Origin of the sequence: Vulcanococcus sp. Clear-D1 (genome assembly GCF_014654725.1) — a bacterium.
Taxonomy (GTDB): domain Bacteria; phylum Cyanobacteriota; class Cyanobacteriia; order PCC-6307; family Cyanobiaceae; genus Vulcanococcus.
In genome coordinates this window covers 17,492-40,938 of the sequence record NZ_JACVZV010000015.1, presented here as the reverse complement: position 1 = coordinate 40,938, position 23,447 = coordinate 17,492, and the positions used below count along the sequence as shown (strand labels likewise).

General features: G+C 66.7%; 31 protein-coding genes and 1 tRNA gene. 14 read left to right on the top strand and 18 right to left on the bottom strand.

Annotated elements, in window-relative coordinates; genetic code table 11:
- Positions 1-27: 27 nt before the first annotated feature.
- The 6 genes from H9532_RS04475 to H9532_RS04450 all read left to right on the top strand — a co-directional run bounded on the left by H9532_RS04475 (position 28) and on the right by H9532_RS04450 (position 5,305).
- Positions 28-987, top strand: a complete 960-nt coding sequence (locus H9532_RS04475) for a putative selenate ABC transporter substrate-binding protein (RefSeq protein ID WP_296366044.1) — start codon at positions 28-30, stop codon at positions 985-987.
- A 65-nt stretch (positions 988-1,052) separates the two neighbouring features.
- Positions 1,053-1,280: a hypothetical protein gene (locus tag H9532_RS04470; protein WP_296366043.1), complete on the top strand. Its 228-nt coding sequence runs from the start codon at positions 1,053-1,055 to the stop codon at positions 1,278-1,280.
- Positions 1,281-1,389: 109 nt separating this feature from the next.
- Positions 1,390-2,184, top strand: a complete 795-nt coding sequence (locus H9532_RS04465) for an ATP-binding cassette domain-containing protein (protein ID WP_296366042.1) — start codon at positions 1,390-1,392, stop codon at positions 2,182-2,184.
- Positions 2,181-3,722 (top strand): phosphonate ABC transporter, encoded by a 1,542-nt coding sequence (locus H9532_RS04460; RefSeq protein WP_296366041.1) that lies wholly within the window; start codon positions 2,181-2,183, stop codon positions 3,720-3,722. Before H9532_RS04465 ends, H9532_RS04460 begins: the two co-directional genes overlap by 4 nt.
- Entirely contained in the window at positions 3,719-4,396 is a 678-nt protein-coding gene (locus tag H9532_RS04455; RefSeq protein WP_296366040.1) for a GDSL-type esterase/lipase family protein, read from the top strand. The genes H9532_RS04460 and H9532_RS04455 overlap by 4 nt, the downstream gene beginning before the upstream one ends.
- 117 nt (positions 4,397-4,513) lie before the next feature.
- On the top strand, positions 4,514-5,305 hold the full coding sequence (locus H9532_RS04450) for a sigma-70 family RNA polymerase sigma factor (protein ID WP_296366039.1): 792 nt from the start codon (positions 4,514-4,516) through the stop codon (positions 5,303-5,305).
- Positions 5,306-5,310: 5 nt separating this feature from the next.
- On the opposite strand, the gene H9532_RS04445 is transcribed toward H9532_RS04450, so the two are convergent.
- Positions 5,311-6,075 (bottom strand): DUF92 domain-containing protein, encoded by a 765-nt coding sequence (locus tag H9532_RS04445; RefSeq protein WP_296366637.1) that lies wholly within the window; start codon positions 6,073-6,075, stop codon positions 5,311-5,313.
- Positions 6,076-6,219: 144 nt separating this feature from the next.
- Between H9532_RS04445 and H9532_RS04440 the strand changes: the two genes are divergently transcribed.
- Positions 6,220-6,612 (top strand): hypothetical protein, encoded by a 393-nt coding sequence (locus tag H9532_RS04440; protein ID WP_296366038.1) that lies wholly within the window; start codon positions 6,220-6,222, stop codon positions 6,610-6,612.
- A 21-nt stretch (positions 6,613-6,633) separates the two neighbouring features.
- On the opposite strand, the gene H9532_RS04435 is transcribed toward H9532_RS04440, so the two are convergent.
- Complete coding sequence (locus tag H9532_RS04435; RefSeq protein WP_296366037.1) at positions 6,634-7,410, bottom strand: 16S rRNA (uracil(1498)-N(3))-methyltransferase; 777 nt, start codon at positions 7,408-7,410, stop codon at positions 6,634-6,636.
- Positions 7,411-7,412: 2 nt separating this feature from the next.
- On the bottom strand, positions 7,413-7,874 hold the full coding sequence (locus H9532_RS04430; RefSeq protein ID WP_296366036.1) for a DUF3531 family protein: 462 nt from the start codon (positions 7,872-7,874) through the stop codon (positions 7,413-7,415).
- Positions 7,875-7,944: 70 nt separating this feature from the next.
- On the opposite strand from H9532_RS04430, the gene H9532_RS04425 reads away from it, so the two are divergent.
- Both H9532_RS04425 and hslO read left to right on the top strand, forming a co-directional pair.
- Positions 7,945-8,604: an ABC transporter ATP-binding protein gene (locus H9532_RS04425; protein WP_296366035.1), complete on the top strand. Its 660-nt coding sequence runs from the start codon at positions 7,945-7,947 to the stop codon at positions 8,602-8,604.
- A 35-nt stretch (positions 8,605-8,639) separates the two neighbouring features.
- Positions 8,640-9,554, top strand: a complete 915-nt coding sequence (hslO, locus tag H9532_RS04420) for an Hsp33 family molecular chaperone HslO (protein ID WP_296366034.1) — start codon at positions 8,640-8,642, stop codon at positions 9,552-9,554.
- 3 nt (positions 9,555-9,557) lie between these two features.
- Here hslO and H9532_RS04415 read toward each other — a convergent pair whose 3' ends face one another.
- From H9532_RS04415 to H9532_RS04400, 4 genes are all read right to left on the bottom strand, one after another.
- A complete protein-coding gene (locus tag H9532_RS04415; RefSeq protein WP_296366033.1) occupies positions 9,558-10,262 on the bottom strand; it encodes a CPP1-like family protein in 705 nt (234 codons plus the stop codon).
- Positions 10,263-10,327: 65 nt separating this feature from the next.
- Positions 10,328-10,510: a hypothetical protein gene (locus H9532_RS04410; RefSeq protein WP_366664516.1), complete on the bottom strand. Its 183-nt coding sequence runs from the start codon at positions 10,508-10,510 to the stop codon at positions 10,328-10,330.
- 164 nt (positions 10,511-10,674) lie between these two features.
- A complete protein-coding gene (locus H9532_RS04405; RefSeq protein WP_296366031.1) occupies positions 10,675-12,321 on the bottom strand; it encodes a peptide chain release factor 3 in 1,647 nt (548 codons plus the stop codon).
- A gap of 12 nt (positions 12,322-12,333) precedes the next feature.
- Entirely contained in the window at positions 12,334-12,999 is a 666-nt protein-coding gene (locus tag H9532_RS04400; RefSeq protein WP_296366030.1) for a class I SAM-dependent methyltransferase, read from the bottom strand.
- 158 nt (positions 13,000-13,157) lie between these two features.
- On the opposite strand from H9532_RS04400, the gene nrdJ reads away from it, so the two are divergent.
- Both nrdJ and H9532_RS04390 read left to right on the top strand, forming a co-directional pair.
- Positions 13,158-15,464 (top strand): ribonucleoside-triphosphate reductase, adenosylcobalamin-dependent, encoded by a 2,307-nt coding sequence (gene nrdJ, locus H9532_RS04395; RefSeq protein WP_296366634.1) that lies wholly within the window; start codon positions 13,158-13,160, stop codon positions 15,462-15,464.
- Between the two features lie 8 nt (positions 15,465-15,472).
- Positions 15,473-15,847: a hypothetical protein gene (locus tag H9532_RS04390; protein ID WP_296366029.1), complete on the top strand. Its 375-nt coding sequence runs from the start codon at positions 15,473-15,475 to the stop codon at positions 15,845-15,847.
- Here H9532_RS04390 and H9532_RS04385 read toward each other — a convergent pair.
- The gene (locus H9532_RS04385; protein ID WP_217795892.1) at positions 15,827-15,991 is read right to left on the bottom strand and encodes a hypothetical protein; all 165 of its coding nucleotides are present in this window, start codon (positions 15,989-15,991) and stop codon (positions 15,827-15,829) included. The genes H9532_RS04390 and H9532_RS04385 overlap by 21 nt on opposite strands.
- 124 nt (positions 15,992-16,115) lie before the next feature.
- Between H9532_RS04385 and H9532_RS04380 the strand changes: the two genes are divergently transcribed.
- Positions 16,116-16,200 (top strand) — tRNA-Ser (locus H9532_RS04380).
- 139 nt (positions 16,201-16,339) lie between these two features.
- Positions 16,340-16,537, top strand: coding sequence for a hypothetical protein (locus H9532_RS04375; protein ID WP_296366028.1), 198 nt, complete (start codon positions 16,340-16,342; stop codon positions 16,535-16,537).
- Between the two features lie 134 nt (positions 16,538-16,671).
- Here the strand turns inward: H9532_RS04375 and ppk2 are convergent, their stop codons facing one another.
- Genes ppk2 through H9532_RS04350 form a run of 5 tightly spaced genes read right to left on the bottom strand, consistent with a single transcriptional unit; the run spans position 16,672 to position 19,390 of the window.
- Positions 16,672-17,544 (bottom strand): polyphosphate kinase 2, encoded by an 873-nt coding sequence (gene ppk2 / locus H9532_RS04370; RefSeq protein WP_296366027.1) that lies wholly within the window; start codon positions 17,542-17,544, stop codon positions 16,672-16,674.
- A gap of 7 nt (positions 17,545-17,551) precedes the next feature.
- A complete protein-coding gene (locus H9532_RS04365) occupies positions 17,552-17,950 on the bottom strand; it encodes a hypothetical protein (RefSeq protein WP_296366026.1) in 399 nt (132 codons plus the stop codon).
- Positions 17,947-18,195, bottom strand: a complete 249-nt coding sequence (locus H9532_RS04360) for a hypothetical protein (RefSeq protein ID WP_296366025.1) — start codon at positions 18,193-18,195, stop codon at positions 17,947-17,949. The genes H9532_RS04365 and H9532_RS04360 overlap by 4 nt, the downstream gene beginning before the upstream one ends.
- 36 nt (positions 18,196-18,231) lie before the next feature.
- A complete protein-coding gene (locus H9532_RS04355) occupies positions 18,232-18,828 on the bottom strand; it encodes a DUF4335 domain-containing protein (RefSeq protein ID WP_296366024.1) in 597 nt (198 codons plus the stop codon).
- Positions 18,829-18,853: 25 nt separating this feature from the next.
- A complete protein-coding gene (locus tag H9532_RS04350; protein WP_296366023.1) occupies positions 18,854-19,390 on the bottom strand; it encodes a DUF3038 domain-containing protein in 537 nt (178 codons plus the stop codon).
- Between the two features lie 39 nt (positions 19,391-19,429).
- On the opposite strand from H9532_RS04350, the gene H9532_RS04345 reads away from it, so the two are divergent.
- Positions 19,430-19,954, top strand: a complete 525-nt coding sequence (locus tag H9532_RS04345; protein WP_296366022.1) for an adenine phosphoribosyltransferase — start codon at positions 19,430-19,432, stop codon at positions 19,952-19,954.
- A gap of 12 nt (positions 19,955-19,966) precedes the next feature.
- On the opposite strand, the gene H9532_RS04340 is transcribed toward H9532_RS04345, so the two are convergent.
- The 5 genes from H9532_RS04340 to dapB form a co-directional block, all read right to left on the bottom strand.
- Positions 19,967-20,182, bottom strand: a complete 216-nt coding sequence (locus tag H9532_RS04340) for a DUF2949 domain-containing protein (protein WP_296366021.1) — start codon at positions 20,180-20,182, stop codon at positions 19,967-19,969.
- A gap of 30 nt (positions 20,183-20,212) precedes the next feature.
- A complete protein-coding gene (locus H9532_RS04335; RefSeq protein WP_296366020.1) occupies positions 20,213-21,448 on the bottom strand; it encodes an FAD-dependent monooxygenase in 1,236 nt (411 codons plus the stop codon).
- Between the two features lie 51 nt (positions 21,449-21,499).
- Positions 21,500-21,745: a high light inducible protein gene (locus H9532_RS04330; protein ID WP_296366019.1), complete on the bottom strand. Its 246-nt coding sequence runs from the start codon at positions 21,743-21,745 to the stop codon at positions 21,500-21,502.
- 66 nt (positions 21,746-21,811) lie between these two features.
- Positions 21,812-22,459 (bottom strand): hypothetical protein, encoded by a 648-nt coding sequence (locus tag H9532_RS04325; RefSeq protein WP_296366018.1) that lies wholly within the window; start codon positions 22,457-22,459, stop codon positions 21,812-21,814.
- Positions 22,460-22,485: 26 nt separating this feature from the next.
- Positions 22,486-23,358 (bottom strand): 4-hydroxy-tetrahydrodipicolinate reductase, encoded by an 873-nt coding sequence (dapB, locus tag H9532_RS04320; protein WP_296366017.1) that lies wholly within the window; start codon positions 23,356-23,358, stop codon positions 22,486-22,488.
- Between the last annotated feature and the right edge of the window lie 89 nt (positions 23,359-23,447).

Sequence of the window (23,447 nt, the reverse complement as noted above, 5' to 3'; positions counted from 1 at the left end):
ATTCCGCAACTGATTCAGCAATCGAGCATGTTCAAATTCCCCCAAAGCGGCCGAGAACGTTCGGCCGCCGTGCTGGTCGGCATCGGCCTGGCCCTGGCTCCGGCGGCCTTCCCCTCACTCAGTCCGGCTCTGGCTCCCCTGCCAGCCGTGCAGGCCCAGCAAAGCAGCAAGCCGGTTCTGCGCATCAGTGCCATTCCCGACCAGCAGCCGGAGAAGCTGAACCGGCTCTACGGGCTCGTGGCCAATGAGCTGAGCAAACAACTCGGGGTGAAGGTGCAGTACGTGCCCGTCACCAACTACGCCGCAGCGGTGAGCGCCTTCCGCACCGGCAATCTCGATCTCGTCTGGTTCGGTGGTCTCACAGGCGTGCAGGCCCGCCTACAGAAGCCCGGCGCCAAGGTGCTCGCCCAGCGCGACATCGACGCCTCCTTCCACACGATCTTCATCGCCAACGCCAAGAGCGGGCTGAAGCCGGTCACCAACGTGCAGGGGCTGAGCCAGCTCAAGGGCAAACGCTTCACCTTTGGTTCCGAGAGCTCCACCTCCGGCCGGTTGATGCCGCAGTACTTCCTCGGCCAGGCCGGGGTGAAACCCAGTCAGTTCGCCGGGGGCGCACCGGGGTTCAGCGGCAGCCATGACGCCACCATCGCCCTGGTGCAAAGCGGCGCCTACGAAGCCGGCGCCGTGAATGAACAGGTGTGGCGCTCCAGCCTTCATAACGGCAAGGCCAATCGCTCCAAGGTGATGGCGATCTGGAAGACACCGGGCTACCCCGACTACCACTGGATCGCCCAGCCCGATCTCGACAAGCGCTTCGGCAAGGGCTTCACCAACCGGATCCAGCAGGCGATCCTGAGCTGGCGGCCAAGCAATCCCGAGCAGAAACAGATCCTCAGCCTGTTCGGGGCGCAGCAGTTCACGAGTGCCAAGGCCAGTGCCTACGGCCGGATCGAACAGGTGGGGCGCCAGATCGGCCAGATCCGCTGAGCGCGGGCGTCTGAGGCCAGCAGGCAGCAGAATCGAGGGGCGACCGATGCGCCCCTCACCTCCCGATGACGCTGCTGCTGGATCTGGTGCTGGTGGTGGCAGGGTTGCTGCTCTGGCAGCGCAGCTGCAGCGAGGGCGATGACGTCTGGGTGCTGTTCCTGCGCTCGCTGGCGGCCATCGATCTAGCCGTGATCGCCCTGGGCAATGGCGTGCTCTGGCTGGAAATTCCCCTGCTGGTGTTGGCCCTCACCCTGCCCTCGGTGAAGCGCATCGAAGGGGAGGAGAGCCGCTGATGAATCCCCGCGGGCCCGACATCATCGAGCTGATGCTCGTGGGGCTGATCCTGGCGCTACTGGCCTTCCGGTTCAGCACGCTCTAGCCCGGCAGGCACAGTGGGAAGCCATGAGCGACCCCGGCCTCAACGAGAGCGCAAGCCAGCACCATCCGGTGCTGGAGCTGCGCAACGTGACGGTGCCTGGCCGGCAGCACCCGCGCCTGGAGGGCATCCATCTACGGCTAGAGGCAGGCGAGCGGGTGGCGCTACTGGGGGCAAGCGGTGCCGGCAAAAGCACATTGCTAGCGGTCGCGAATGGCCTGCTGCAACCCGCCCAGGGCGAGGTGCACTGGAGCGGCGAACGGCGGGCACGCAGCGCCCGGGCCCGCCGCCGCCAGCAGGCCCGCATCGGCACCCTCTGGCAAGACCTGCGACTGATCGAAGAGCTCAGCGTGCAGCAGAACCTCAACTGTGGCCGTCTGGCGAGCTGGGGCTGGCCGCGGGCACTGCTCAACCTGCTGCTGCCTCTCGAAAGCGAAGCCTGCGCGCAGGCGCTGCGCCAGGTGGATCTCGATCCCGTGCTGCTCAGCCAATCGGTGGGCGAACTGTCGGGCGGCCAGCGGCAACGGGTGGCGATCGGTCGCTTGCTGCGGCAGCAGCCGCAGCTGCTGCTGGCGGATGAACCGCTGGCCAGCCTTGATCCCCGCCTGGCCCAGGAGTTGCTGCAGCTGCTGTTGACCCAGGCCGTAGCACCGCGGGCGCTGCTATTAAGCCTGCACAGGCCAGATCTGCTGCAGGGTTTCGATCGAGTGATCGGCCTGCGCCAGGGAAGGATCTGCTGGGACCTCCCCGTGGCGCAGCTGCAGGCTTCAGACCTTGAGGCTCTGTACGCCGGAGTGGCAGAACCCAGCATCGCCCGATGAAACCCGCTGCGCCGCTGCTGCTGCTGTTGCCCGCGCTGGTGCTGCTGCCGCTCCTGGTGTTGCTGCCCACGCTGGTGCATGGCGGCGGCTGGGATCTGATCGGCCAGTTTCTGCTGGCTGCTGTGCAGCCCTCCACCGATCCGGTGGTGCTGGAGTCGCTGGTGCGGGGCCTGGGGATCACCGCGGGGATGGCCCTGCTCGGCTGGTGCGCCAGCCTGCTGATCGGCATCGCCGCGGGCCTGGCCAGTTCCCGCCTGCTCTGGCGCACCCTGATCGGCCACAGCTGGCCCGCGGAATGGATCCGCCGGCTGCTTGCGATTCCGCGCTCGATTCATGAATTGATCTGGGGCCTGCTGCTCCTGCAAGTGACCGGCCTGCAACCGGTGATCGCCGTGATCGCCATCGCCATTCCCTACGGCGCTCTGGTGGCGCGGGTGGTGAGTGATCTGCTCGAAAGCCTGAACGAGCGCAACCTGCAAGCCCTGATGGCCGCCGGCTGTGCCCCACCCGCAGCGCTGCTCTCGGCGATGGGACCGCCGCTGCTGCCGGGCCTGATCAGCTACGGCGGCTACCGACTTGAATGCGCCCTACGCAGCGCCACCCTGCTGGGGGTGTTTGGCCTGGGGGGCCTGGGCAATGAACTACTGCTGACCCTGCAATCGCTGCAGTTCCACGAACTGTGGAGCGGTCTCTGGCTGCTGTTGGCGGTGATGCTGAGCCTGGAGGCAGTGATCGGAGCGCTGCGGCGGCGCTGGGGCATGCCGGGCCGCTTCAGCCTGCGGGCTGTCGGTGTGGGGCGCCAAGGCCGGGAACTGCTGCTGGCTGCCCTGCTGTTGGTGCCGCTGGTGTTTGGGGTGGGGAGAGCTCTAGCGATCGAGCCGGCGGCCCTGCTGCATTGGCAGGCGCTGCCGCCCCTGGCGCCGGCCGGCTGGCAGGAAGCTCTAGCCCTCCCCTGGCCTGGCCTGGTGTTCAACACTGTGCTGCTCACGCTGCTCGCGGCAGCCCTGGCCGTCGGGGTGGCGCCGCTGCTGTTGCTGCTGGTAGCCCCATGGCCCTGGGGGCAACGCCTGCTGCAGCTGATCTGGGCGATTGGTCGGCTCTGGCCGCCGCCGCTTACAGCCCTTTTGCTGCTGTTTGTGCTCAAGCCCGGCGTGATCACCGCTGCCTTGGCTCTCGGCTTTCACAACCTGGGGATCCTGGGGCGCCTGCTGCTTGAAGGCAGCGAAGCGGCCGGGCCGCAGCGGCAGGAGGCCCTGCGCTGCGGCGGTTGCGGCCCCCGCCTGGCGCTGCTATACGGACGCTTCAGCGGCCTGGCGCGCTCCTACCTGGCCTACGGCGCCTACCGCGCCGATGTGATCCTGCGGGAAACGGTGGTGGTGGGCCTAGTGGCGGGCACCGGCTTGGGCAGCCAGCTCAACCAAAGCCTCAGCGCCTTCGCCTTTGATCAATTGCTGCTGCTGCTGGCGGCCTACGCGGCGCTCACCCTGCTGGGGGAAGATCTGAGCGACCGCGCCCGCCAGCGGCTGCTACAGCCATGAGTCTTCCGATTCCCCGCAAGCTGATCGTGCTGGGCGACAGCGGTGTGGTGGGCTGGGGCGATCCGGAAGAGGGCGGCTGGTGTGAGCGCTTGCGCCGCCACTGGATGGGGCTGCCCAACGGCCCTGTGCTGTATCCGCTGGGAGTGCGCGGCGATGGCCTGGAGCGGGTGACGGCACGGCTCCACAGCGAAGTGAGCTGCCGCGGCGAACTGCGCCGCCAACAGCCCCAGGGGATCCTGCTGGCCATGGGCCTCAACGATTGCGCCCGCGTGGGGCGTGCCGATGGCCGCCCGCAGCTGGATGCCGATGGCTTTCTGTTTGGCCTGCAGCAGTTACTCGCCCAGGCCAAACAGCTGGCACCGGTCCTGGTGCTCGGGCTGACGCCCGTGGATGAGGCGGTGATGCCCTACGCCAACGTGCTCTGGTACCAGCTCGATCAGGTGCACCGCTACGAAGCGCTGCTGGAGGAGGCCTGCCTGGAGGCAGATGTGCCGTTCCTGCCGCTACTCAACGGGCTACTGCAAGACCCCGCCTGGCTGCAGTGGTTGTGCAGCGACGGCATCCACCTCAACAGCGCGGGGCACCGCCAGGTGTATGAGGTCGTGCGCCACTGGCCGGCGCTGTTGCAGTGGGCCGATCTGCAACCGCTCGGCATCAGCAGCGTCAGCCTCTGAGCACCGCTCTGGCCTCAGGGACCTCCCCCATGCGGGGGAACCGGCCTCCACCAGCAAGGGGAGGCTGATTCCGGGCGCGGCGAACGAGCGTGAAAACACGCAACCGCTCCAAGCCCGATGCACACCTTCGAGCCCCGCACCGACTTCAGCCAGCGCAACGCCGCCCTGATGGCGGCCTACCAGCACTGCCGCAGCACCACCAATCGCAATGCGCTGATCCACGCCAACCTGCCGCTGGTGTGGCGGGTGGCACGCCAGGAATCCCAACGCAGCGGCCACAGCTTCGAGGACCTCAGCCAGGAAGGCTGCCTGGGGCTGATCAAGGCGGTGGAGCGATTCGATCCCGGCCGCGGCCACAGCCTCAGCACCGCCGCCGTGCCCTGGATCCGAGGCGCCATCCGCCACTACCTGCGCGATCGATCCCACCCCATCAGCGGCAGCCATCACCTGCTCGATCTGCACCGCCGCGGCCAGGCCCTGCAGCACGAACGCCAGCAGCAGGGCCTTGAGCCACTCCCAGAAGCAGCACTCGCCGCCGCCGTGGGCTGCAGCCTGGAGCGCTGGCAACTGGCCCTGGCGCGGCAGCGCAGCCTGCAGCTGGCCAGCCTTGAGCAACCGCAGATCGACGACGAGGGCGAGCTCTCCTGCCTGATGGAGCAGCTCAGCGACACCCGGGCCAGCGAGCTCTACGCCCGGGTGATTGGCTGGGAGCAGCGGCGGCATCTCTGGCGCGTGCTGCGCCGCCTGGAACGGCGGCAGCGGCGCCTGATCCTGGGCCGGTTGCTGCAAAACCTCACTTGGCGCCAGCTGGCTGAGGGCAGCGGCCTGAGCCCCAAGGTGGTGCAACGCCGCGGCGAACGCCTGCTGCTGGAACTGCGTCAGCAGCTGATGCCCCTCTTGACCAGCTGAGCAGCTCAGCCCAAGCCCAGCCACTCCGCCGCCGCCATGGCCAGGACGGCGGCGATCGTGGTTTGCAGCGCGTTCACCAGCTCATTGCTCAGCCAAACGCAGCGCTGCTGCAGCCCCGCACCGATCAGGCTTTCCAGCAGGGTGGCCAGCAAACCCACCAACGCGACCAACCACCAGGCCCCTGCCCCCTGCAGCAGGCCAAGCTGCAGCATCACCAGCGCCATCAAGCCACTGCCCAGCAAGCTGGCGGCGGTGCCCTCAAGAGAGATGGCCCCCTCAGTGCCGGGAGCCACCGGCTTGAGCGTGGTGATCAGCACGGTGTGGCGGCCCCAGCGCTTGCCGATCTCGCTGCCGAAGGTATCGGCCAACTTGGCGCTGAAGCTGGCGGCGAACCCGAGCCGCAGCAGGGTCACAGGCGCTGAAGGCAGCAGGCTGAGCAGCGCCAGGGCGGCGCCGGTGGCCGCTGATCCCCACACATTTTCAGGGCCGCGCCGGCCGCCGCGGGATTCCGCCAGCCCCTCCGCCTGCTTGCGGCGGAAGCCAAGCCGCGTCACCAACGAACCGAGGCCCAGATAGAGCACCACGGCCCACCAGCCAGCCCAATCCAGGCTACCCAGCAGCAGCGTGCCCAAGATGCCGGCATGCACCCAGCCCGAGCGCGTCAGCAAGGGCAGGCGCTGGGCGGCGGCGATGAGCGCAGCATTGACCAGGAGCGCGAGGGCCCAGTGCTGCAGCCGATCGCCACTGAGCAGAACCTGAAGCTCCAGCATCCCCAGCAGGCCCGCATGGGGCCGACGCAACACAGGCCCCAGCTCAACACAACCGCGCCCGCTTCTGTTGCACTGCCCTAAGGGACAAGCCTGTGAGCGCCTCTGGCAACGGATAATCCAGCCATCAGCCTCACAACTGGCGCCATGGTGTTCAACCGCAAGGGCAGCTTTTTCCTCAACCTCGATGAGAAGGCCCCCGCGACGCCGGCTGCCGTGGCCCCTGTCGCCAAGCCCAGCAAGGCTGCTGAAACGGCCCAATCCAAATCAGCTGCACCGGTGAAGGCCGCCGCCAAGGCTGAGGCTCCGGTGGCTGAAGCCCCCGCCGCTGCCGCACCGAGCGGCAAGGTGCTCACCACCGCCGAAGCCATTGCCGCCGAGCTGGCTGCTGAGCAGGCCGCCAAGCCCGCCGCCACCCTCTCCACCTTCGCTCCCGAGTGCGTCACCGCCGGTGGTGCGCTGCCGATGCGCCGCCGCCGCGGCGGAGCCAACCTGGCAGGGTTCCGCAGCATGGCCGGCGGGCTATTCGGCAAGAAATAACTCCGAACCACGAGATGCCGTTCAGCCGGCGGCGGCGCGCCACTGGCTGAGCAGGGCAGCCCCGGCGACACAGGCCGTGGAGCTGCGCAGGATCGTGGAACCCAGCTGGACAGGGGTCCAGCCGGCTTCAGCAGATCGCGCTTCTTCCGCAGAACTCCAGCCACCTTCCGGCCCGCAGGCCAACCACAGTTCCTGCAGGGGTTGGCTTGCTCCCTCAGCCGCGTTGTGGAGCGCTTGGGAGAGCAGCGGCAAGCCCTCCTGCCGGGTGGTCGCCCAAAACCGGGCCACCGCCCGTTGTGAAGCAGGCGGCTCCAGGCTCAACAGCTGCGTCAGCGGGATGGGGGGATCGAGTTGCGGCAGCCACAGCCGCTCGCATTGCTCCGCCGCTTCCTCAGCAATGGTTTGCCAGCGCTCGGGCCGCAGTTGGCCGAGTACGGCCGTGCGCTCACAGGTGATGGGCACCAGGCGATCAACACCCAGCTCCACCGCCATCCGCACCACCAGCTCGAAATCCCTTTTCACCACGGCAGCCACCAACACCAGAGCCGGCCTGGGCAAAGCCTCCTGAAGGAAGGGCTGCTCGAGGGGTTGCAGCAAACGGGCCTGGTGGTGATCCAGCAGCTCCGCATCCCAGAGATGGCCGGCACCATCCACCACCGCAAAGCGGTCGCCTGGGCTGTAGCGCAGCACTTTGCGGAGGTAGCGGCTGTGCTCCGGGCTGAGGGCCAAGCAGCCCTGGGCGTCCATCTCCCGCAGCCGCACCGGTGGGATCAGCACACGCCGGCATTCCCGGGCCATCTTCAGGCGTCGGGGTCCGAGAGGCTGGTGAAGGGGTTATCGGGGTGATCCTCCACGGGCCAGTCGTCGTTCACACCACCGATCAGCAACTCCTCGATTTCCACCACATCGGTGTCGAGCTGGCGCAGGGTGTTAATCAGCACATCGAGGGCCAGGGCATCGCTGGTGCCGAGGTCGAGCCAGCAGCGGGCCCACTCGCTGCGGTATTCCATCTCGCCCATGTTGTGCATGAGAGCCGGCATGGCCCGCGCTGCCATGTCGGTGTCGTAGGCCATGCCGCTCAGCTCAGCGCCCTCGTCCTGCACCTGCAGGTTTTCAGCGTTGAACCCCCCCAGCTTGCCGAGGAAAAACCAGCTGTCGAACACCGTGTCGATGTAGCCCCGCTCCCCTTGACCGGGGGCATGGCGGAAGCGCAACCAGATCCAGCAGTTGAAGGGATCAAATTCGCGAAAGCGGATCTCCATCGGGGCGGGCGCAACGCAGCGTTGCCTCCATCAAACATGCTGGTGGCACCTGCAGACCATGGCGCCGTCGATGCTTGAGCTGAGGTCGCTGCACTACCACCCGGCTACGGCGGCGCAACCGGTGCTGCGCGGCCTCAATCTGCAGTTGCAAGTGGGCCAACCCGCCCTGGTGGCCGGCCGCAGCGGTTCGGGTAAATCCACGCTGCTGGAGCTGATCTGCGGACTCGCAGAACCCAGCAGTGGCCGCAGCGGCGGCTCGATCCTCTGGAACGGTGCGGTGCTCAGCGCCCGGCAGCGGCGCTGGCTGTGCGGCTTGCTCTTTCAGTTCCCCGAGCGGCATTTCCTCGGCCTGAGCGTGGGCCAGGAGCTCAAGCTCGGCCAGCGCCGCGTGCCTTCGGAACAAGTAGAAGCAGTGCTGCACCAGGTGGGGCTGGAAGGCATCTCGCTGCAGCAGGCGCCGGAAGCCCTGAGCGGCGGCCAGCAACGCCGGCTGGCACTGGCCGTGCAGTTGCTCCGCAACCCCAGAGTGTTGCTGCTGGATGAGCCCACCGCGGGCCTGGATTGGTCGGTGCGGGGCGACATCCTCGGTTTACTGGCCGAACTGGGGAGGGAGCGGGTGCTGCTGGTAGTCACCCACGAACCCGAGCTGTTTGAAGCCTGGGTGGCACCGCCGCAGCGCTACCGGCTGGTGGAAGGCCTGCTGCAGCCGCTGGAGCAGGCCGTGCGCTGAATACAGTGCCCTCTCTGGGTGCAGACGGACAGGCGATGGCGGATCAGTTGGTGCGGGCAACGGCAGCCGGCGGCGGCATCCGCCTGGTGGCAGTGAGCACCAGCACCACCGCCCGCTACGCGCGGCGGCGCCACAACCTCTCTTTCCTCACCACCGCGCTGCTGGGCCGGGCGATGACCGCGGGCCTGCTACTGGCCAGCTCGATGAAGGTGCGGCACGGGCGGGTGAACCTGCGCATCGCCTCCGATGGCCCCCTGCGGGGCCTGATGGTGGATGCCGGCCGCGATGGCACCGTGCGCGGCTACGTGGGCAACCCTGAACTGGAGCTCGATCTGGTGGAGGAACCGGATGGGCTGCACCACTTCGATTTCAAGCAGGCCACCGGCACCGGCTACCTGCATGTGGTGCGCGATCTGGGGGAAGGCGAGCCGTTCAGCTCCACCGTGGAATTGGTGAGTGGCGGCATCGGCGATGATGTGGCCTCCTATCTGCTGCACTCCGAACAGACCCCTTCGGCGGTGTTCGTTGGCGAGCAGATCGACAGTTCAGGCCTCAAGCATTGCGGCGGTGTGCTGGTGCAGGTGCTGCCCAAAGCAGCCCGTGAGCCGGCCCTGGTGGCACTGCTGGAGGAGCGCTGCAAGGAAATCAGCGGCTTCAGCGAAAAGCTGGCCGCCTGCGAGGGCAACCTGGAAGCCCTGCTCCGCGAGATCTTCCCGGATCTCGATCCCCAGCTCCTGGATGACGCTGAAGCCAGCCAGGAGATCACCTTCCACTGCCCTTGCAGCCGCAAACGCAGCGTGAATGCCCTGAAGCTGCTGGGCCAGAGCGAACTCAGCGAGATGCTCGCGGAAGACGGCAAGGCCGAACTCACCTGCCACTTCTGCAACGAGATCTACGAAGTGGGCAGCGGCGAGCTGCAGGAACTGATCAACGAGCTCGCCGCCGCCTGAGGCTCAGGCGATCAGCAGGGCACCCAGCACCAGCAGCACCAGCGCCGGCAAGCTCTGAACCTGTGGCGGTGCCAGCGGCAATCCCAACGGCAGGGAAGGATCAATGGCGCTCACAAGCAGGCCACCGAGCAGCAGTCCGGCGCTGAGCAACAGCACGCTCCAGCCCACGGCCGGCAGCAAACGGCCCAGGCGCCGTTGCAGGTTCACCACCGTGAGCACCGTGGCGAACGCCAGCACCAGCTCGGCGTTGGCGGCCGGCGTGAGCAGCAGGATCCCCAACAGAACCGCGCCACCGGCAATGGGGAACCAGCGTTCGCGGCCTTCGGCCAGGGCAAAGCGCGGTAGGGCGGGCGCGGTGAGGTTGAGGGCAGGCCGCGGCAGGGCGGGCAGGCTTGGCATCGACGGGAGCGCTGGCTTGCCGGCCGCAGGCTTGGCGGCTGGTTTGGCCGCTTCGCGCTGGGAGGCGTTGAGCGCTGCGGTGCTCACCTTGCCCTGCTGCCGCTCCTTGAGCCGATCCATCAGCACGGCGTCGTAGGCGGCTTCAATGCGCGCCCGCAACATGGGGTCTTCGCCCACCTCAGCGAGGCGGGCCTGCTTGGCTGCCTGCACATCATCGAAGCTGGCATCGGGACTGATGCCAAGGCGCTCATAGGGATTCAGCGAGCCGGGCTGGGCAGGGCCACCGGTTGGATCAGTTCCCTGGGTCATGCCGCGGCTGGAGATGTCAGTGCGATGGGTTCAGCCTAGAGAGGGAGCGCGAGCAAAGCCTTGGATCAGAACAAGGGTTCGCTGTGACGAAATCCCCCTTCGAGCTGCAGGCGGCGACGCTGCTGCTCCGCTTCATCGCGCTGCAGCCAGCAGCGGCGCTTGAGCAAGGGCATCTGAGGCGGGAGGTGGCTGCCTTCGCGCATCTCAACAGCGGCTGAACCCGGCGTGGAGCCGGGTACGAAGTTCACGTAATCACACCCGCCATCGTTGCGGGGTCGTACAAGCCAGAGGGGCCTCGCCATCGCCAGAACCGCCGTTGTGACCTTTCTTCGTAAAGATTCTGGCGGGGCTTGCGGGCCGCCGTGGCTTGCGGGCGGGATCCGTGGGGGATCAGCGGGAAATTGGAGCGCGATCAGAGCGAAATCGGCTCCACCCCACTCACCACCGGTGCCACGGCGCTCAGCTCGAGATCGGGATGGTCCTCGCCCAGCTGGTTGAGGTTCCACTCGTTCTTGAACAACAGCACCGGCCGGTCCCAGGCATCACGCACGGTTTTGCAATTGAAGATGCGACCCACCCGTTCCAGGGCCGGCCAACCGCCCACCACCCAGCGGGCCACGGAGAAGCCCAGGGGTTCAAGGCGGGTCTGCACGCCGTATTCGTTCTCGAGGCGGTATTGCACCACCTCCAGCTGCAGTTGCCCCACCGCCGCCAAGATCGGATCGCGCTTGCTCTGGTCGGTGTCGTAGAGGATCTGCACGGCGCCTTCTTCCCGCAACTCATTCACCCCCTTGCGGAAGCTTTTGAAGGCAGACGGGTTGGGGTTGCGCAGCCAGGCAAAGATCTCCGGGCTGAAGCAAGGAATCCCCTCGTATTCCACCTTGGGGCCGAGATACAAGGTGTCGCCGATGGCAAACATCCCCGGGTTGTTGAGGCCGATCACGTCGCCGGGGTAGGCGTCGTCCACCACTTCACGGTCCTGGCCGAAGAGTTTCTGGGGACGCGAAAGGCGGATGGTCTTGCCGGTGCGGGCGTGCTGCACCGTCATGTCCTTCTCGAACTTGCCGCTGCACACCCGCACAAACGCCACTCGGTCGCGGTGGCGGGGATCCATGTTGGCCTGGAGCTTGAACACAAACCCGCTGAAGCCCGGCCGCACCGGCTCGATCTCACCGGCGCTGCTGCTGCGGGGGATCGGTTTTTGAGCCAGCTCCAGGAAGGCGTCGAGGAAGGGCCGAACGCCGAAATTGGTCATGGCCGACCCGAAGAACACCGGACTCAGCTCTCCGGCATGCACCAGCTCAAGATCCAGCTCATTGCCGGCGGCTTCGAGCAGCTCCAACTCCTCGAGGGCCGCATCCAGCAGCTCGGGCTCCACGGCGCCGCTACTGCGCGCCTCCTCCACGCTCAACACCTTCTCTTCGGAGGTACGGCCGCGCTCGGCCCGCAAAAACAGGATCACCTCCTTGCTACGCCGATCGATCACGCCGCGGAAGCGATCGCCGCTGCCGATCGGCCAATTCACCGGCAAGCAGGCCAGGCCCAGCTCCTGCTCAATCTCATCGAGCAGCTCCAGGGGCTCGCGCCCCGGCCGATCCATCTTGTTGATGAAGGTGAAGATGGGGATGCGCCGCATGCGGCACACCTCAAACAGCTTGCGGGTTTGGGGCTCGAGGCCCTTGGCCGCGTCTTCGAGCATCACCGCGTTATCAGCGGCGGCGAGGGTGCGGTAGGTGTCTTCCGAGAAGTCCTGGTGGCCAGGGGTATCCAGCAGGTTGATCGTGCTGCCGCTGTAGTCGAACTGCAGCACGGTGGAGGTGATCGAGATGCCGCGCTGCTTCTCGAGCTCCATCCAGTCGGAGGTCACCTTGCGCTGCTCGCCCTTGGCCTTCACGGCACCGGCCTGCTGAATCGCACCCCCGTAGAGCAGCAGCTTCTCGGTGAGGGTGGTCTTACCCGCGTCGGGGTGGGAGATGATCGCGAAGTTGCGGCGGCGCGCTACCGCTTCGGCCAGGGCCTGAAGCTCGGGAGTGGTGGCGGGAGCTGTGGTGCTGGTCATGGGGCCAGCCTCTCAGAACAGCTGTCCCCACACCTCGAGGTAGCGGTCCTCCAGCGCCGCCACGTGCAACTGATCCGCCAGGCCAGCTTCCTGCAGTTGCAGCGCCACCTCCTCGGGAGTGAAGGCGGCATGCAGCGAGGCGACGTAGTCGTGTTGGAGCACCGCCGGGGCATCGGCCAGGTAGAACCGCTGCAGCTCCAGGGCCGCCTGGGCGCTGGCAGGCCGGCGCAGATCCTTGATGTACACGCAGGCACCGGGCCCCGCCAGCTGAACCACGCTGCGCCAGAGCACCTGCGGATCGTGGAGGTGGTGCAGCAGGCTGTTGCTGACAACGGCCGTGTACCCCCCAGGCAGATCAGCAGCCGGCAGGCAACGCTGCTCGAAACGCAGGCGCCCCTCCAGCAGCGGCTGCTCGGCCAAGCGCTGAAGTGCCGGCGCGAGCATGGCGGCAGCACCATCGATCCCCAGCACGGCGGCGCCGCTGTAGCGCTCCGCCAGGCGAAAGCTGATGTTGCCGGGTCCGCAGCCGAGATCCACCAGCCGCTCTCCCAGGCCCTGGGGGAACAACACCGCGAGCCGCTCGATCAAGGCCTGATCGCCGGCGGCGAAGTTGGCGGCGGCATAGGCCTGGGCCTGCTCCAGACCTTCCATCAGCTCAGGCTCAGGCGTGCGATTCATCGGAAGCGACCCAAAACCCTGCAGTTCAAGCATTCTCGGAGTTGCACCGCCAATGGTGGCAACGACTGCTTGCGGACCCCACCGGTGGCGTTATGGTTCGACCACCGCCTAGTTCAAGCTCCGTGACCCTGTCAGTACCTGGCCCCAGCACCGCCGCCATGGGCGAGCCCCTCAAGGGACCCAGACCTGACTTCCCAGCCACGGCCCCCGCCGCCAACCCCGTCTTCTACCGCACCTATTCGCGCAAGACGGCCAGTGGCCGCGAAAGCTGGAAGCAGGTTGCCGAGCGCAACCTGGAGGGCCTGCGCAAGCTGGGCGATCTGAATACCCAGGAAGTGGAGCTGCTCCGCCGCATGCAGCTCGAGCAGAAGGCCCTGCCCTCTGGTCGGTGGCTGTGGATTGGCGGTACCCCTTGGATTGAACAGAGCGAGAACTTCTCCGGCTCCTACAACTGCACGTCCACCAACCTGGTGGATTGGGAAGCCTTTGGTCTGATGATGGACCTGGCGATGATGGGCTGCGGCACCGGCGCCATCATTGAGCCCAGGCTGATCAGCCGGTTGCCCGTGGTGCGCAACCAGCTGGCGATCAAGGCCGTCACTGAAATCGGCGCGACGCCCGCTGGCCAGCGCCAAGAGCACACCAGCCACCGCATCGACGGCCAGCAGGTGTTCATCAAGGTGGGCGACACCCGCCGCGGCTGGGTGGACAGCTACCAGCTGCTGCTTGAGCTCTGCAGTGATGAGCGCTTTGACGCCAGCACGCCGATTGAGATCCATGTGGATCTGGCCGATGTGCGCCCCGTGGGCGAAACGCTGAAGGGGTTCGGCGGCATGGCCAACCCGGTGAAGCTGAAGGATCTCTACGGCCGCGTGGCCCAGATTCTGGGCAAGGCCCAGGGCCGGCAGCTCACCTCCGTGGAGTGCTGCCTGCTGATCGATGAGGCAGCCGTGACGATCGTGGCGGGCAACATCCGCCGCAGTGCTGGCATGCGCCAGTTCGCCGCCGAAGACCTCTCCGCCGCCGGCGCCAAGGAAAACCTCTGGCAGCAAGACAGCGACGGCAACTGGCGCATCGACCCCGAGCGGGATGCCCTGCGCATGGCCAACCACACCCGTGTCTTCCACACCCGCCCCGATCGGGCCACGGTGCTGGAGGCGGTGACCAAGCAGTTCCACTCCGGCGAGGGCGCCATCCAGTTCGCCCCGGAGGCGATCGCCCGCTCCAACGCCGATCTGCTCAGCACCCCCGAGCTGCGGGCTGAGTTCATCGAGATCTACTGCGACCAAGGCCGCGAGGAAGCCGGCCGCTGGCTCACCACACATCACCCCGAGATCAGCGCCGCTGAGCTGGAGCACCGCCTCGGCCGCTATGGCCTCAACCCTTGCGGCGAAATCCTCGGTGCCGACTTCCACTGCAACCTCGCTGAGATCCACCTCAATCGGATTGATCCCGACGATCACATCGCCCAGGAAGAAGCCTTCACCGCCGGCGGCCTCGCTGTGGCCTGCCTGCTCAACCACCGTTTTGAGGTGGAGCGCTACCGCCAGAGCCGCGCTTGGGACCCGATCGTGGGCGTGAGCTTCACAGGCCTGTTCGACTTCTTCGTGCACGCCTTCGGCACCCCCTGGCTGAACTGGTGGGAAGCCGGCCGGCCCGACAGCGAAGAGGGCCGCGCCTTCAAGGCCAAAGAGGCTGAGTATCTGAGCCGTTGGAAGGAGATCGTCAACAAGGCGGTATGGGATTACTGCGATCGCCACGGCCTGCGCCGCCCGAACCGCTGCACCACGGTGCAACCCGCCGGCACCAAGAGCCTGCTCACCGGCGCCTCCCCCGGCTGGCACCCCCCCAAGGCTCAGCGCTTCATCCGCCGCATCACCTTCCGCAAGAACGATCCGGTGGCGCTCGCCTGCATGGACTACGGCTACACGATCGTGCCGTCGCAGAGCGACAAGGATGAGCAGGGCCGGCTGCTCAACGACCCCTTCGATCCCCGCTGCACCGAATGGCTGGTGGAGATCCCCACCGAAGTGAGCTGGGCCAACATCCCCGGCGCTGATGCCGTGGAGATCAACAACTTCTCCGCCATGGCCCAGTTCGACTTCTACATGCAGGTGCAGCAGCACTACACGGCCCACAACACTTCGGCCACCGTGGAGTTCCGCGAGCATGAGATCGAGCCGCTCACCGATGCGATCCACGCCGCCATCGACAAGGGCGAGGGCTACATCTCCGCAGCCCTGCTGGCCCGCTTCGATGCCAACGCCACCTTCCCGCGCCTGCCGTTCGAGCCCATCGACCACGCCACCTACGAGCAACTGCAGAGCGAAGTGGTGGGTCGCCGCCGCACCAGCGACTTCTTCGAAGCCCTGCAGCGCTACGACGGCGGTGAGCTGATGGAAGCTGGCCCTGCCGGCTGCGACTCAGACAAGTGCCTGCTGCCTCTGGCCAAGCCGGAGAACTGATAGGAGGCGTGTCGTCGCTGATCCGCATCGGGCCGGCCCTGCTGCTGGCCCTGCAATGTCTGCCTGCCATGGCGGCTGAAGCCACGGCTCCAGCCACGAGTCTGCGCAGCGCAGCATTCGCTGCCCTGAACCGCTGCAGCTCGACGCGCCGGCAGGAAACCTGCCTCGAAGCCCAGAACGCGCTGGAGGTCCTGATCCGCCAGGAGGAAGGGCCAGAGCAACGCCTGAACCACCCCCGTTGTCTCGGGGCGCTCACCCATGTGGAAACCGTGCTCGCGGCCTTTCGCTGGCGCCTGGAGAACAGTGACAACCTTCAGCAGGTGATCGATGCGGCCGCTGGGCAGTGCCCAACGAACACCACCTCAGCGGCTGTCGGCCAGTAGATCCAGGGCGATGGCGAGCTGCTCGAGCAGCTCGCAGCAGCGCTCGTAGTGCAGCTCAGGCGCCAGGCTCACCGGCAGGGTTTCGATCAGATCGGCCAGCTCGCGCGTGCGCAGAGCCAACAGGTTGGTGGAGAGAACAGCCATGACAGCAACGACAACCCAAGCGGCGCCAACCCAAGCTTGAATCCCGTTCTCATGAGTCTTAAACGAGAGCCCCCTGAGGTCTGTGGTCATGAGACACTCGTTGCGGCCCCATGGGTCGACCGCTGGAGAGGTGGTCGAGTGGTTGATGGCTCCGGTCTTGAAAACCGGCGAGGTGAAAGCCTCCGTGGGTTCGAATCCCACCCTCTCCGTTGCTTCAGCCGCCCCTTGCACCACCCGCAAGGGGCTTCCGAACTCCAGAAATTCTTAAGGCTCCCAGCCCGGATTGCAGCCGTTGACACACCGCCGGCACCAGCGGCGCGATTCCATGGTGCTGGTCCCCACCCATCTATGGCCTACGAACCCGGAACGACCGATTGCCGTGTGCTGATAGACAGCAAGGCCCAAATCGAGGCGATCCTGCTCAACCTCGCCAAGCTCGAGAACACCGAACACATCCGCCAGCAATTGGTGGCAGTTCACAACCAACTCGAGGGCCTGCACGAGCTCAGGCGGCAAAAGCGCAGCGCCACGCTCAGTGCGGCCTGAACCAGCCAGGCCGCTTAGGCTCTGCCCATGATCTTCGACAACGACAAACGGCCCGCCTGGCTCAACTGGGTGTTCCTGGCCGTTTTTCTTTGGTCCAGTTGGCAACTGGCCGGCATGTGGTTCAGCCAGCTGCATCAGGGGTAGGCGTCCGGCACAAAGAACTGTTCGTTGATCGGCGGTCGTTCGTAGCCCTTGGCCTTGCGCCGCGCCGGCAACTTCAGAGCCGGCGGCGTCATGTCTTCGTAGGGCACCTTGCTCAGCAGGTGGCGGATGCAGTTGAGGCGGGCGCGGCGCTTGTCGTCGGCCTCCACGGTGAACCAGGGCGCTTCCGGGATATTGGTGTGGGCGAACATGTCGTCCTTGGCCCGGGAAAACTCCACCCAGCGATCGCGCGACTCCAGATCCATCGGGCTGAGCTTCCAGCGGCGGGCGGGATCATCGATGCGGGCCTGGAAGCGCGCCTCCTGCTCCGCGTCGCTCACCGAAAACCAATACTTGAGCAGAACGATCCCGGAGCGCACCAGCATCCGCTCAAACTCCGGGCACGACTGCTCAAACTCCCGCAGCTCCGCCTCGCTGCAGAAGCCCATCACCCGCTCCACACCGGCGCGGTTGTACCAGCTGCGATCAAACAGCACGATCTCCCCGGCTGAGGGGAAGTGCTCCACGTAGCGCTGGAAATACCACTGGCTGCGCTGCTGATCGCTTGGGGTGCCCAGCGCCACCACGCGGCAACCGCGGGGATTGAGCGGCTCGGTGATGCGCTTGATCGTGCCGCCCTTACCGGCGGCATCGCGCCCTTCAAACAGCACCATCAGGCGAAAGCCCGTCGCTTTCACCCAGTACTGCATCTTCACCAGCTCCACCTGCAGGCGGGCCAGCTCCTTGGCGTACAGCTTGCGGTCCAGGCGCGAGGAGCTGCCGGTCACGCCGCTCACATCGTTGAGCAGCACTGAAGGCTTGTAGCGATCCTGCTCAGACGGCTGCTGTTTGGCCTTCTTGCCCATCCCTGCCTCAGCGGCGCGGCAGGCGAGCGGCCTTGACGGCGCCTGCCCCGAACAAGGCCCGCACAAAACGCACCAGGCCGGCCACAAGCAACAGCAACGCCAGCAGGGCAATCGCCACCAACACCAGCACCGCCAACAACTGCAAGACACCCATCAGCAGCTGCGAAAGGCCGCCGATCAGATGGCCAATGGCGGTGCTGATCAGCAGGAGGCTATCGAGATCGATCAGCTCCGGTAGCTGCAGCAGCAACACCAACAAACCAACTCCAGCCGCCATCAGCAGCAGAGCCTCCAGGATCCGGCGGGGCCGCGGCGGCCTGCGGCGCTGGCGGAACACCGTGCGCGGCGGAGACGGTGGCTGGCCGCGGCCACCACGCACCACCTGCAACCCGCGGCGACGGCTCATGACTCGATCCGGTATCCAGCTCCCCGCATCCAGCGTTCGAACTCCACCAGCACCAGCTCGTTGGGGCAATCCACCAAGCTGAGATCGCCCACGCTGCAGTCACCCTGACCGCCGTGGTGGAGCGAGAGGTGAAACTGCTCGCCGCTGAGGCCGCACACCTCCGGATCGCTGCGCACCACCACGTCGAGGCAAGCGCCTAGGCGGGTCACACGGCGACGCAGTTCAGACCAGCTCAAATCGCTCATCGCGCTAGTGCAAGTGTGGTGGGGAATGGGGTGGCGTCAACCACCGCGCGAGGGGGTGCTCACCGCTGCCGGCGCGCTGGAGGGTGGCTTCGGTGTGGGCAGCAACGAGGCAAGAACCCCGGCCACCAGCAGCGCGGCGATGCCGGTGAGGGGAGCCGCCACCCGACGGGCCAACGGCAGACGATGGCGCAACTCCGATCGGCGCAGCGGCTGCGGCGCCGGCCACTCCAGCGGCACCGCCACCTGCGGATCGAGCTGCAGGCGATCGAGGCAGCGAACCAAATCGCTCAGCTCGGCGTCATCGAGGGGAAGGCGCAGCGGTGGGGTGTTGGGCTGGCTGCTGCGCAGCTCCAGCTCATGCTGGCCGTCCACAGGCCGGATCACCACAGGCACATCCTGGGCGCCCTGGGGCCTGGCCACACCGCTGATCAAACCGCGGGCGTAGGGGAGCACCACATTCAGCAGCGCCTGGAGGTGATCGCGCTGACCTTCGAGCTCGGTCTTGCCAGCAAGAGCCAGGCTGAAACCGGTGAGGATGCCGATGGTTTGGCTGCTCTGGCCGGCTGAGAGATCAGGCAAACCCTCAAGCACCAGCCGGCAGCTGGTTTGTTCGTAGCGGCTGGTCAGTTTCATCGCAGGGTTGCTGTCGTGCCGCGGATCAGGCCGCTGCGTCCATCAGACTGGCCTTCAGCCGGGTGAATCCGCCAGGACCAGCGCTGAGGGCCATGGTCTGGATCAGTTCACGGCACAGCTGCGGGCCCTCCTGGGGATCCAGCAACCGCTGCACCCCACCGCGACGGGGATTAAAGCGCTCCTTGAGCAGCTCCTGCAGGCGGCCGCGGAAGAGGGCCCAACGCTGCTCGCTCAGCTGGGGGGGCTCGGCGGAGGAGAGCAGGCTGCGCAACATCGGATACAGGCGATCCGCCAGGGCATTGAGGATACGAATCAGGCCATCGGCCTCGGCTTCCGTGATCCGATCACGGCGGGTGGTGCGCCGCAGGGGGTTGCTGCAGCGGCGCTTCCACAGCTCCACGCGGTTGGGGAAGAGCTCGGTGAGACCCATCTCCTCGCTCAGCCACACCATCGCCTCACCACCGTTGAGGTCGAGTGCTTCAGCGGACAGGAGCAGGAGATCAAGCCGCTCCACACCCCGCCGGGAGAGCGCGCGCTGGGGTTGCACAGGAGCATCAGCCATGGCTGCGATACTGCCAGCTGCGCACCCGATCCGTCGACCATGACCACCCTTGATCTGCGTGGCCTGGTGCGTGACATCCCCGACTTTCCCAAGCCGGGCATCCTGTTTCGCGACATCACCCCGCTGATGCGCAGCCCGCTGGCGTGGCAGGAAGTCATGCGCCAGATGGGCTCCGTGTGCGATCGGCTGGCCCCGGATCTGATCGTGGGCATCGAGTCGCGCGGCTTCATCGTGGGCACGGCTCTGGCCACGGCCCGCAACATCGGCTTCAGCCCGGTGCGCAAACCCGGCAAGCTGCCTGGCGAGGTGATCGGGGTGGATTACACCCTCGAATACGGCAGCGACCGGCTCGAGATCATCCCCGATGGTTTTGAGCACCGTCCGCGGGTGCTGATCGTGGACGATCTGCTGGCCACCGGCGGCACCGCCGGTGCCTGCGCAGAGCTGGTGCACCGGGTGGGCGGTGAACTGTGCGGCTTTGCCTTCATCGTGGAGCTGGCTGACCTGGGCGGCAAAGCGAAGCTGCCGGAGGCAGTGCCGGTGGAATCACTGATCGTGTACTGAAGGCGCCGCGCCTCATAGATCCAGGGCGGCCTGCCAGCCGAGCACCTGATCGAACTGCTCAAGGGTGATCAGGCCGAAACGCCACAGCACCACCGGCAGGGGTGCCTGCTCCTGCTCCGATTGCCTCAAACCGAGCTGCAGGGCGTTATCGCTAAGCCCCAGCTCATGGCGCAGGTAGCGCAGCAGCGCAGGGCTCGGCGGTGGCTGGGGAGAACTGCTGATCACCATGGCCCACCCCTCACCGTGCCGCCATCCTGATCAGGGCCAGCGCAGGCGGCAAGGGCCGTCGCTCATGGCGCTGAGGCTCATGGCCCGCAACCAGGTGAACCGCCCCAGCAGCGCCAGTGCCAGCCGGCGGCAGGGCAACAGCAGCGGTTGGCGGTTGGAGAACAGGCGCACCAGTGCGTCGGTGGCCAGCAGCACCAGGGTGATGTCGAGCCAGCGGCGGGCGGCGTAGCGCCGCGGCAGCTGCTGGAGCGGTAGGTGCCCAGATGCCGCGCGGGCCGCCAACTGCTGCAACACCGCTACATCGCGCCAGCAGAGATTGAGGCCTTGGCCCCCCACGGGATGGGAGCGATGGGCCGCCTCGCCCACCAGCACCACACCCTTGCGCTGCAGCGGCCAGGACCATTCCAGTGCCACAGGAAACGCCCGCGGCCGATCGAGCAGCACCTCCGCCTGCAGCTGCTCCGGCAGAGCGGCGCTGAGGGCATCCAGGAAGGCCGCCGGTTCGAGGCGCTCGAGTTGCTGCAGGCGTTGCAGTGGCGCACTCCACACCAGTTGGAAGGCGTCGTCTCCCAGGGGAAGAACGGCAAAAGGACCTTCCGGGCGGAACAATTCCCAGGCTTGATCGGGCTGCGATCCCCGCAGCCTCACCTGCACCGTGAGGCACCCTTGGCGGTAGGGGCGATGCCAGTGGCGGATGCCTGCGGCGCGGCGGCGCGGCGAGTGATGGCCATCGGCGGCCACCTCCAGATCCACCAGCTCTGCAGGCCCAGGGCCTATGGGATCACCAAGGTGCAAACACAGGCCCGGCTGCCCTTCGAGCTCCTGCAGCAGCAGGGCCATCAAGGGGTGGTGCTGCAGGATCCAGCCCACAGCATCAGCGGCCTTGGCCCCAGGGCGGCTGGGCAGATCGCCTCCCAGAAACGACACCCGCCGCTGCAGGGCCTGATCGCAGAGCTCCAGCCGGCAAAACGGTGCCAGATGCGGCTGCAGGGGCTGCCAGAGATTCAGGCTCTGCAGCAGCTCAGCACTGGAGTGGGTGAGGGCATAGGCGCGGCTGCGCTCGAGCAGCGCCGCGAGGGGCAGAGGATCCCACAACTCCACCACCCAACCACTGCGGGCCATAGCCAAGGCCGTAAGCGCACCGGTGGGACCAGCCCCATACACCCGCGCCCGCAGCGCGGCAGCTGGAGCAGCAGCAGTGATGGCAGCAGTGATGGCAGCAGTGGCGGTGCGGCGCATGGGCAGGGCAACAAAAAACCGCAGCACGATTGTGTGCTGCGGTTGAGTCAGGGGTGAACCTGGCGTGGAGGCTGACGATCAGCCGATGCCGAGCAGACCGCGGGTGAAGGATTCACCGCCCAGGGCCAGTTCGGTCGCCAGCAGGGCGATGAAACCGAGCATCGCCATGCGGCCATTGAGCTTCTCAGCGCGCTCGTGGAAACCCCAGCCGTTCTCGGCTTCCACAACCTGCATGCGGGGCTCAGACGCGAAGGCGTTGAGACGGCCGCCGTCTTCTTGGGTCACTGTGGCGCCACGGATGGCGGGGGTGTTGGCCTGGGTCATGGCTGCCTCGTCGAATAAACGAACTGTAACGCAATGTTGCGCGTTGTTGCACGCTGTTAATCCGCATCAGCGCAGCCGCTTCAGGCACAGCTCTTCAAACGCCGGCCGTAACAGATAGGGATAGTCACCCACCCAGAGCTTCAGCTGCGGCAACCAGGCATCGCTCAGGGCTCCGATGCGCGAGAAATCCTTGCGCTCGCTCAGCACCAGGCAGCGGATCACCATGCCGCGGCGGATCAGCTTGTGCTTTTTGTCGTAGGGAAAGCGAAGGCTGCCCAGATACCCGTCTTCATCCTCAAGCTCAAGGCAGAGCCAGGTGCGGCGGTTCTCCACCAGCTCCAGCCGACCCTGACGGTCGGTGGTTTCCTGGCGCCCTTCCACCAACTCCTTGGTGTAGTAGTCGGCCACTTCGCCTTCAAAGATGGCTGCTGCGGGATAGCGGCGCAGGGTGGCGTTCTTGCGACCGGCCTCCACGATCGGGCCCCAGAGCATGTAGAGGAGGAAGACGAAGCCCACCACCAACAGAATTGGGGACGCCTGGCTGCTCATGGCCACCCCCTGACTGATCAGCAGGCTGATCACCCCGCCGATCACGGAGATGAACAGGCGCTGCAGCACCTTCTGCGGATTACCGCTGCAGGAGTTGAATTGCGGGCCTGTGGCCACCGCCGGAATCAGGCGCGGCAGCTCACCAGGGCGAAGCGGGATCAGCATGGGGCCAGTGTCGAGGCCGCGCGGGCTCAGAGCAAGCGCTCGAGGCCATACACGAGCCCGGGCAGCTGGCGCACCTTGCGCACGCTGAGCAGCACACCGGGCATGTAGGCGGAACGATCGATCGTGTCGTGGCGGAGGGTGTAGGTCTCCCCAGGGGCGCCGAACATCACTTCCTGATGGGCCACCAGGCCCGGCAGGCGGATCGAGTGCAGACGCAGGCCGCTGGGGCGCTCACCACCGCGGCAACCCGCCAGGGTTTCATGCTCCTCCACCTGCTGGGGGTTGAAGGATTTGCCCAGCTCCTCCATCAGCTCGGCGGTTTTGATGCAGGTGCCGCTGGGGGCATCGGCCTTGCGGTTGTGGTGCAGTTCCGTGAGCTCGGCGAAGTCGTAGAAGCGCGCGGCGGCTGCGGCGGCCTGCTGCAGCAGCACCATCCCCACCGAGAAGTTGGGGATCACCGCGCCACCCACCGAGGCCTTCTCAGCAAACGAGGCCAGATCCTGCAGTTGCTCTGGGCTCAGGCCGGTGGTGCCGATCACCGGATGCACGCCGTAGGCAATCGCGCCGCGGGTGTGCTCATAGACCACGGAAGGATGCGTGAAATCCACCAGCACCGCGCCGGCGCCGGGGCCGTCGTTGCGCACCGCCTGGCTGGCCTGGCAGAGGCAGCCTTCAAAGTCGGCCGTGATCGCCACCTCCAGCTCACCGAGGCCCAGCTCCAGACCCACATCAGCGCCCTCTTTGCCTGGGGTGGTGTCGATCGCGCCGATCAAACGGCAGTCAGGGGCGTTGGTCACCGCCTTCACAACCTCAGCGCCCATGCGCCCCAGCGCACCAGCCACCACCACCGCAATGGGCTGACTGCTCGAGGAGCTGGCGGGAGCCGAACTGGCGGTCATCGAAAGCGGGGCGTTAAAGCAAGGGCCTGAGCCTATGGGCTAGGGCCACCATGGCTGTAACAGCTTGGAATCTGAGCTCGCGGCGGTGC

Excerpts from the sequence above, each read along its gene's own strand:
- H9532_RS04475 (WP_296366044.1), top strand. The coding sequence starts at position 28 with ATGTTCAAATTCCCCCAAAGCGGCCGAGAACGTTCGGCCGCCGTGCTG.
- H9532_RS04470 (WP_296366043.1), top strand. The coding sequence starts at position 1,053 with ATGACGCTGCTGCTGGATCTGGTGCTGGTGGTGGCAGGGTTGCTGCTC.
- H9532_RS04465 (WP_296366042.1), top strand. The coding sequence starts at position 1,390 with ATGAGCGACCCCGGCCTCAACGAGAGCGCAAGCCAGCACCATCCGGTG.
- H9532_RS04460 (WP_296366041.1), top strand. The coding sequence starts at position 2,181 with ATGAAACCCGCTGCGCCGCTGCTGCTGCTGTTGCCCGCGCTGGTGCTG.
- H9532_RS04455 (WP_296366040.1), top strand. The coding sequence starts at position 3,719 with ATGAGTCTTCCGATTCCCCGCAAGCTGATCGTGCTGGGCGACAGCGGT.
- H9532_RS04450 (WP_296366039.1), top strand. The coding sequence starts at position 4,514 with ATGCACACCTTCGAGCCCCGCACCGACTTCAGCCAGCGCAACGCCGCC.
- H9532_RS04445 (WP_296366637.1), bottom strand. The coding sequence starts at position 6,075 with ATGCTGGAGCTTCAGGTTCTGCTCAGTGGCGATCGGCTGCAGCACTGG.
- H9532_RS04440 (WP_296366038.1), top strand. The coding sequence starts at position 6,220 with ATGGTGTTCAACCGCAAGGGCAGCTTTTTCCTCAACCTCGATGAGAAG.
- H9532_RS04435 (WP_296366037.1), bottom strand. The coding sequence starts at position 7,410 with ATGGCCCGGGAATGCCGGCGTGTGCTGATCCCACCGGTGCGGCTGCGG.
- H9532_RS04430 (WP_296366036.1), bottom strand. The coding sequence starts at position 7,874 with ATGGAGATCCGCTTTCGCGAATTTGATCCCTTCAACTGCTGGATCTGG.
- H9532_RS04425 (WP_296366035.1), top strand. The coding sequence starts at position 7,945 with ATGCTTGAGCTGAGGTCGCTGCACTACCACCCGGCTACGGCGGCGCAA.
- hslO (WP_296366034.1), top strand. The coding sequence starts at position 8,640 with ATGGCGGATCAGTTGGTGCGGGCAACGGCAGCCGGCGGCGGCATCCGC.
- H9532_RS04415 (WP_296366033.1), bottom strand. The coding sequence starts at position 10,262 with ATGACCCAGGGAACTGATCCAACCGGTGGCCCTGCCCAGCCCGGCTCG.
- H9532_RS04405 (WP_296366031.1), bottom strand. The coding sequence starts at position 12,321 with ATGACCAGCACCACAGCTCCCGCCACCACTCCCGAGCTTCAGGCCCTG.
- H9532_RS04400 (WP_296366030.1), bottom strand. The coding sequence starts at position 12,999 with ATGAATCGCACGCCTGAGCCTGAGCTGATGGAAGGTCTGGAGCAGGCC.
- nrdJ (WP_296366634.1), top strand. The coding sequence starts at position 13,158 with ATGGGCGAGCCCCTCAAGGGACCCAGACCTGACTTCCCAGCCACGGCC.
- H9532_RS04385 (WP_217795892.1), bottom strand. The coding sequence starts at position 15,991 with ATGGCTGTTCTCTCCACCAACCTGTTGGCTCTGCGCACGCGCGAGCTG.
- H9532_RS04375 (WP_296366028.1), top strand. The coding sequence starts at position 16,340 with ATGGCCTACGAACCCGGAACGACCGATTGCCGTGTGCTGATAGACAGC.
- ppk2 (WP_296366027.1), bottom strand. The coding sequence starts at position 17,544 with ATGGGCAAGAAGGCCAAACAGCAGCCGTCTGAGCAGGATCGCTACAAG.
- H9532_RS04365 (WP_296366026.1), bottom strand. The coding sequence starts at position 17,950 with ATGAGCCGTCGCCGCGGGTTGCAGGTGGTGCGTGGTGGCCGCGGCCAG.
- H9532_RS04360 (WP_296366025.1), bottom strand. The coding sequence starts at position 18,195 with ATGAGCGATTTGAGCTGGTCTGAACTGCGTCGCCGTGTGACCCGCCTA.
- H9532_RS04355 (WP_296366024.1), bottom strand. The coding sequence starts at position 18,828 with ATGAAACTGACCAGCCGCTACGAACAAACCAGCTGCCGGCTGGTGCTT.
- H9532_RS04350 (WP_296366023.1), bottom strand. The coding sequence starts at position 19,390 with ATGGCTGATGCTCCTGTGCAACCCCAGCGCGCGCTCTCCCGGCGGGGT.
- H9532_RS04345 (WP_296366022.1), top strand. The coding sequence starts at position 19,430 with ATGACCACCCTTGATCTGCGTGGCCTGGTGCGTGACATCCCCGACTTT.
- H9532_RS04340 (WP_296366021.1), bottom strand. The coding sequence starts at position 20,182 with ATGGTGATCAGCAGTTCTCCCCAGCCACCGCCGAGCCCTGCGCTGCTG.
- H9532_RS04330 (WP_296366019.1), bottom strand. The coding sequence starts at position 21,745 with ATGACCCAGGCCAACACCCCCGCCATCCGTGGCGCCACAGTGACCCAA.
- H9532_RS04325 (WP_296366018.1), bottom strand. The coding sequence starts at position 22,459 with ATGCTGATCCCGCTTCGCCCTGGTGAGCTGCCGCGCCTGATTCCGGCG.
- dapB (WP_296366017.1), bottom strand. The coding sequence starts at position 23,358 with ATGACCGCCAGTTCGGCTCCCGCCAGCTCCTCGAGCAGTCAGCCCATT.